The 3,271-nt window shown below is 75.0% G+C and carries 6 protein-coding genes; 2 read left to right on the top strand and 4 right to left on the bottom strand.

Annotated features, from left to right (window positions below):
- The first annotated feature begins 215 nt into the window (after positions 1-215).
- The gene (locus EF903_RS30705) at positions 216-422 is read left to right on the top strand and encodes a cold-shock protein (protein WP_125548257.1); all 207 of its coding nucleotides are present in this window, start codon (positions 216-218) and stop codon (positions 420-422) included.
- A gap of 107 nt (positions 423-529) precedes the next feature.
- On the opposite strand, the gene EF903_RS30700 is transcribed toward EF903_RS30705, so the two are convergent.
- The 3 genes from EF903_RS30700 to EF903_RS30690 form a co-directional block, all read right to left on the bottom strand.
- On the bottom strand, positions 530-778 hold the full coding sequence (locus EF903_RS30700) for a ferredoxin (protein WP_125548256.1): 249 nt from the start codon (positions 776-778) through the stop codon (positions 530-532).
- Entirely contained in the window at positions 775-1,962 is a 1,188-nt protein-coding gene (locus EF903_RS30695; protein ID WP_125548255.1) for a cytochrome P450, read from the bottom strand. Before EF903_RS30695 ends, EF903_RS30700 begins: the two co-directional genes overlap by 4 nt.
- 149 nt (positions 1,963-2,111) lie before the next feature.
- The gene (locus EF903_RS30690) at positions 2,112-2,459 is read right to left on the bottom strand and encodes a co-chaperone YbbN (protein WP_125548254.1); all 348 of its coding nucleotides are present in this window, start codon (positions 2,457-2,459) and stop codon (positions 2,112-2,114) included.
- A gap of 48 nt (positions 2,460-2,507) precedes the next feature.
- Here EF903_RS30690 and EF903_RS30685 point away from each other — a divergent pair, with 48 nt between their 5' ends.
- Entirely contained in the window at positions 2,508-2,777 is a 270-nt protein-coding gene (locus tag EF903_RS30685) for a hypothetical protein (RefSeq protein WP_125548253.1), read from the top strand.
- A 58-nt stretch (positions 2,778-2,835) separates the two neighbouring features.
- Here EF903_RS30685 and EF903_RS30680 read toward each other — a convergent pair whose 3' ends face one another.
- Positions 2,836-3,213 (bottom strand): hypothetical protein, encoded by a 378-nt coding sequence (locus EF903_RS30680; protein WP_125548252.1) that lies wholly within the window; start codon positions 3,211-3,213, stop codon positions 2,836-2,838.
- Between the last annotated feature and the right edge of the window lie 58 nt (positions 3,214-3,271).

Raw genomic sequence — 3,271 nt, 5'->3', positions numbered from 1 at the left:
GTGTCCCGCCCGCCACACTCCGGGTGCAGCCAACCGGGGACGGATCGAACACCAGGCCGCCCGACGTGCACCCCCCGCGACCGCCGGGCGGCCTGGTGTTCGATCCGTCCCCGGTTGGCTGCACCCGGAGTGTGGCGGGCGGGACACAAGGGCAGGATCGTGACGACTGCACCGTTTGTGCGGTCCGCGTGGCACGTTGAGAAGGATCAGCACCAATGGCAACAGGCATCGTGAAGTGGTTCAACGCGGAGAAGGGGTTCGGCTTCATCACGCAGGACGCGGGCGGCCCCGACGTCTTCGTCCACTTCTCCGCGATCCAGTCCTCCGGGTACCGGTCGCTGGAGGAGAACCAGAAGGTCGAATACGACGTGGTCCAGGGCCCCAAGGGCCCCCAGGCGGAGAACGTCGTCCCCCAGTCCTGACCCGGACGCCACTCACGCACAGCGCGAGACGTGGGCAGCGGGCCCCGCCGGGAGGCATCCGGCGGGGCCCGCGACCGTCCGGCCCGCAGGGCGGGCGGCCCCGCGGCTCAGCCGCCCGTCCGGAGCGAGATCGCCGCGACGGGGCACGCGCGGACGGCCTCCCGCAGCAGGGCGCTGCCGCGGCCGTCCTCCCGCCCCGGCAGCACCTGCCCGAAGCCGTCGTCGTCCTGCGTGAACACCTCGGGCGCGGTCAGGGCGCACTGGCCGGCACCGATGCAGACCCCGCGGTCGACGTGGACGGCGGCGACGGCGGTGCCGTCGCCGGTGCGCCGCCCGTGCGGCGCGCCGCCGCTCACCACGCCACCGGCAGCTCGACCATGCCCTGGAGGGTGTCGCCCGGCTTGAACGGGATGCGGTCCGGCTCGGCCGCCAGCCGCAGCCCGGGCAGCCGCGCGAACAGCGTGCCCAGTGCGATCTCCATCTCGGCCCGCGCCAGGTTCTGCCCCAGGCACTGGTGCACGCCGAAGCCGAAGCCGAGGTGGTGGCGGGCCGGACGGTGCCAGTCGAGGACGTCCGGCCGCTCGAAGACGGAGGCGTCCCGGTTGATGACGGAGGTGGAGAAGACGACCCCGTCGTCGGCCCGGACCGTCACACCGCCCACCTCGATGTCCTCGGTGGCCACCCGCAGCATGCCGTCCGCGATCGACAGGAACCGCATCAGCTCCTCCACCGCGGCCGGGAGCAGCGAGGGGTCCTCCCGCAGCTCCGCCAGCTGCTCCGGATGCCGCAGCAGGGTGAACGTCCCCAGCGAGATCATGTTCGCCGTGGTCTCGTGGCCCGCGATCAGCAGGACCGCCGCGAGCGACACCAGCTCGCCGGTGTCCGTCCCGCCCGCCTCCGGGTGCCGGCCGACCAGCTCGTCCAGGAGGCCCTCGCCGGGGTCGGACCGCTTCCGCTCGATCAGCCGCGCCAGGTAGGCGTCGATACGGGCTCGGGCGTCCTCGACGTCGGCCCTCTCCGGGCCGCGCAGCAGCCGGCGCGACTGCTCCTCGAAGAACTCGTGGTCCTCGTACGGGACCCCCAGCACGTCGCAGATCACCATCGACGGCACCGGCAGGGCGAACGCGCCGACCAGCTCCGCCCGCGGGCCGCGCGCCACCATGGCGTCGATCAGCCGGTCCACCGTCTCCTGGATCCGGGGACGCAGGGCCGCGGTCCGCTTCAGGGTGAAGCTCGGGATCAGCATCCGGCGCTGCGCGTTGTGCTCCGGGTCGTCCACGCCGATCAGGGCGGTGCGGCGGTCGCGCAGGCCCGCGAAACGCGGGGTGGGGGCGGGGAAGGCCGCGTTCTGCCGGTCGGAGGACAGGCGGCCGTCGGCGAGGAGGGCGCGCGCCTCGGCGTGCCCGGTGACGATCCACACGGAGCGGCCGTCGAAGAGGCTCACCCGGGACAGGGGGCGCCCCGCACGCAGGGGTTCGTAGGCGGTCGGCGGGTGGTAGGGGCAGGTCCGGTTCTGCGGGAAGGCAACGGTCTCTGACATGCGGCACCTCGTCGGCGTGGTCCGGGGGCTCCGTCGTGCCCGGGCCCATTACATGCCCTGGGCATCTATTCCACCCATACCCGTTCCGGCCAGATGGCCGCCGCGTCCGCACGGGTGCCGGGTCCTGCCGCGCCCGGCGGACGCGGGCCTCAGGGCGCGCCGAGGTTCTCCCGCAGGAACGCCCGGAACTCCTCGGGCGCCGCCGCACCCTCGTACCGCGCCGCCTCCCGCCCGTCGCGGAGGATGAGCACGGTCGGCGCCGAGGTGACACCGAACTGCCTGGTGGGGCCGGGGCAGCGGGTCATGTCGGCGCGCACCGCCGTCAGGCGCGGCCCGTACTCCGCGGCCGCTTCGGCCGCGAGCAGGTCGATCTCGCGGCTCGCCGCCAGGGCCTTGGGCCAGGCCCCGACGAAACAGGCCAGAACCGGCCCCTCGGCCATCCGCAGGACGAACGCGAACTCCTCGTCCTCGGCGGGCCGGTGTACGCGATGTGCCATGGCGGTGCTCCTGCTGCGTTGTCAGTGGCGTCTGTGAAGCTGGCGGGTATGGACGAGAGGATGCTCCGGCGCCGGGTCTACGGCGCCGACCACGAAGACCCCGACCCCGGCCCGCAGCCCGGCCGCCAGTACGGCGAACTGGTCGGCGGGCCCCTCGACGGGCTCCTGCTCGACATCACGGGATGGAGCGCGCGCCGCCTCGCCGAGGAGGCGGCGCTCCCCACGGAGATAGGCCGCTACGGTCCGGGCGGCCGCGCCCACTACCGCCGGCGGGCCGACGATCCGGCCCGCTGGGACTGGTCGGGCGACAGCCGCTGAGCGCCCCGCGGGGGGCGCCCGGCGGGCAGGGTCCGGCGGCCGCCGGACCGGCAGCGCCTCAGCGGGATGCCGCCCCGCGGCTCACGCTGCGCGCCCACAGCACGAGCGGCACCTGCAGCGGCAGCCGGCCGAACGCCACGGCCCGGTGGGCGGGCGAGCGGTGGCGCGCGTCGGCGGCCATCTGCAGGTTCGCGGGGAAGACCCCGGCGAAGAGCGCCGCCGCGGCCAGCCCGGCCATCCGGCGGGTCCGCGGATGGGCGATCCCCGCCGCCACCACCAGCTCCGCCGCACCGCTCGCGTACGTCCACAGCCGCGGGCTGCCCGGCAGTGCACGCGGGACGATCGCGTCGAACGGCTTCGGCGCGACGGCGTGCGCCACCCCCATGGCGGCCAGGAAGCCGGCGAGGAGCGCGGGGGAGGAAGGGGTGCGCGGCACGGGGCTGGCCTTTCGCCGGGAACAGGGGGCCCCGGCATCGTACTGGTCGGTAGGGCCA

The organism is Streptomyces sp. WAC05292, from assembly GCF_003949955.1.
GTDB lineage: Bacteria > Actinomycetota > Actinomycetes > Streptomycetales > Streptomycetaceae > Streptomyces > Streptomyces globosus.
The sequence above is the reverse complement of the archived record's forward strand: the minus strand, read 5'-3'. Positions and strand labels throughout refer to the sequence as shown.

Coding starts and splice junctions, on each gene's coding strand:
- EF903_RS30685 (WP_125548253.1), top strand. CDS start 2,508: ATGGACGAGAGGATGCTCCGGCGCCGGGTCTACGGCGCCGACCACGAA.
- EF903_RS30690 (WP_125548254.1), bottom strand. CDS start 2,459: ATGGCACATCGCGTACACCGGCCCGCCGAGGACGAGGAGTTCGCGTTC.
- EF903_RS30705 (WP_125548257.1), top strand. CDS start 216: ATGGCAACAGGCATCGTGAAGTGGTTCAACGCGGAGAAGGGGTTCGGC.
- EF903_RS30695 (WP_125548255.1), bottom strand. CDS start 1,962: ATGTCAGAGACCGTTGCCTTCCCGCAGAACCGGACCTGCCCCTACCAC.